Origin of the sequence: Bartonella sp. AP1QHHD (genome assembly GCF_042196265.1) — a bacterium.
Taxonomy (GTDB): domain Bacteria; phylum Pseudomonadota; class Alphaproteobacteria; order Rhizobiales; family Rhizobiaceae; genus Bartonella.
The window spans coordinates 1-2,081 of the sequence record NZ_JBHIPW010000009.1 but is presented as its reverse complement, the minus strand read 5'-3'; the positions used below and the strand labels follow the sequence as shown (position 1 = coordinate 2,081).

Sequence of the window (2,081 nt, the reverse complement as noted above, 5' to 3'; positions counted from 1 at the left end):
GAGCAAGCAAAACAGCAACGTTATAACGACGCGGCATAAAAAGAAAACCTTGTCACGTAAGGACGGACAAGGCTTTCTCAAGCTCATCAAACCTGGTGCTTTATTTGGTGTAAATTCAAGGCTTTCTCTGCTGAAGCAAGACTTAAGGCTGGCATTCAAGTTGTTCTGAATGTTTTTTACAATAAGGGCTATTTAAGCGTCTCTCAACACTTCGCTGAGGCGTGATAGAACCACTAAGAGGATACACCGGAATCCTATCATCTTGACAATTTTCACACCACTTTCCATTTTCACTTCTATAGTGGAAGCCAGATTGAAGCATACAAGTATGAATTATTGCCCATTCACCGAAACCTAATCCACTATTTTCTGTATCGGCATTATAAGGAGTTGGCTTACCACACTCTAACAATGCTTTTGCTACTTCAGTAGAATCTGCATCTGGCTTTTGCCATATAACAAAGTATTTTGAAGGAGGCTTTGAGTCACATCCAGCGATACTTAACAAAGCCATGCAACTCAACAGTTTTAAGATTTTCTTCATTTTTCCCCTCTTTCAATGGATTTATTTACGATAAAACAGAGCTCATAAACCTGTTGATATTTCCTGTCACCGCTGCTTAAAACAACGGTGAACAATATTGAGATGATTGGTTGAGAAAACAATCCCACCATTCCAAGCGAAGGCAAGGATGGCGGATTGTTGATCATCACTTAAGGCTTGCATTCAGGTTGTACTGGACTTCTTTTACAAAACGGGCTGTTTAAGCGCTTTTCGACACTTCTCTTCGGAATGACAGCACCAGGCTGACAAATGGGAAGGTTTTCTTCTCTAAATGTATAACACCAGTTTCCTCTCCCTTTATAATGGAATCCTGATTGAACCATGCAAGCATAAATTGTTGCATCCTCATTAATACTAAGCTTTCTGTTTTCTGAATCAATATCAAAAATGCTTGGCATTCCGCATTCTAACAAGGCTTTTCCTACTTCAGTAGAATCTGCACCTACCTTCTCCCACATACTCACATACTCTGGAGGAGGCTTATCAATGTTTTCAATGTCACATCCAGCTACACTTAATAGGACTATACCACTCAATAATTTCAAAATTTGTCTCATTTTTTCTTCCATAAATGCTCTAAAATTGAATAAGTTGAATTAATTTGTTTAGTAGGCGGTATTCCATAATTAGTTATACACGCTTTACTTGCATCACCATAACAATTATGGGGACTAGGATCATACCCGCCTAACGCCCTCCCTCCCTCTATCAATGGAGAGGTTGCTGTAGTCAATAAACTGGTTCCTACAAACAGCGTCATATATAAAGGATTTTTTATACCTTTCTCCAAAAGTGAAACATCTAGATTTAAAGGTACTTTATAAAAAGTAGGTGCATTGTAACCAAACAACGTGCTAATGGGGTCAGATGCATGGCTTTGTAAGTAAACATGATCATTTTTGCCATCGCTTACGACATATAATGCATTCGCTATAGATCGAGCATGATCCGCTGGTCCAAAAAGATAGATATCTGTTTTTTCTGCTATACCGTGAATGCCGCGCTTTTCAAAGTCACGCAGTCCATTGCCTACTGTTAAGCTACCACGACTATGCGCACTAACAATAGCCTTGTCATTACCATAACGAGAGGTAAAATCTTGGAATTTCTTGGCCGAATTACTCCATCCCCCAAAATACTCATAAATTGCTACCCCATACTCTACGAGCCTGTCTTTAGCTTGTGGGTGGTATGTAAAATAAAGGGGTTCATGCGCATTATCAGCTAATTGGACAGCACGATAGGCAGCCTCATCTGGTGTGTTAAAAATACCATTATAGAACATACGCCTGTTGCCATCAGAACCAGCTTGTAAATGCTTTTCTTCCTCTGGTTTTAAATAGCGATACAGAATTATTGGTTTTCCATCACTGCCTTTTATATACTCTCCATTTTCATCGGTTAAATAGAGGACATTGCCATTTTCATCATGCGCAATCTCACCTACTGGATGCTCTTTGACATTTGCGACTTCGCGCACTTTGTCCCAGTATCCCAATCCTTCATCCGATAAATC

The 2,081-nt window shown here is 39.5% G+C and carries 2 protein-coding genes and 1 pseudogene; all 3 read right to left on the bottom strand.

What is annotated here, in order from left to right:
- Positions 1-142 precede the first annotated feature (142 nt).
- Positions 143-544, bottom strand: coding sequence for a hypothetical protein (locus ACFIME_RS01545; RefSeq protein ID WP_375612658.1), 402 nt, complete (start codon positions 542-544; stop codon positions 143-145).
- A gap of 170 nt (positions 545-714) precedes the next feature.
- Positions 715-1,122: a hypothetical protein gene (locus ACFIME_RS01540; protein WP_041581383.1), complete on the bottom strand. Its 408-nt coding sequence runs from the start codon at positions 1,120-1,122 to the stop codon at positions 715-717.
- Positions 1,119-2,081: pseudogene (locus ACFIME_RS01535) on the bottom strand (filamentous hemagglutinin); the annotation flags it as partial. The pseudogene ACFIME_RS01535 and the gene ACFIME_RS01540, both read right to left, overlap by 4 nt.

Bases quoted from the DNA above. Each gene is read 5' to 3' on its own strand.
- ACFIME_RS01540 (WP_041581383.1), bottom strand. From the start codon at position 1,122: ATGAGACAAATTTTGAAATTATTGAGTGGTATAGTCCTATTAAGTGTA.
- ACFIME_RS01545 (WP_375612658.1), bottom strand. From the start codon at position 544: ATGAAGAAAATCTTAAAACTGTTGAGTTGCATGGCTTTGTTAAGTATC.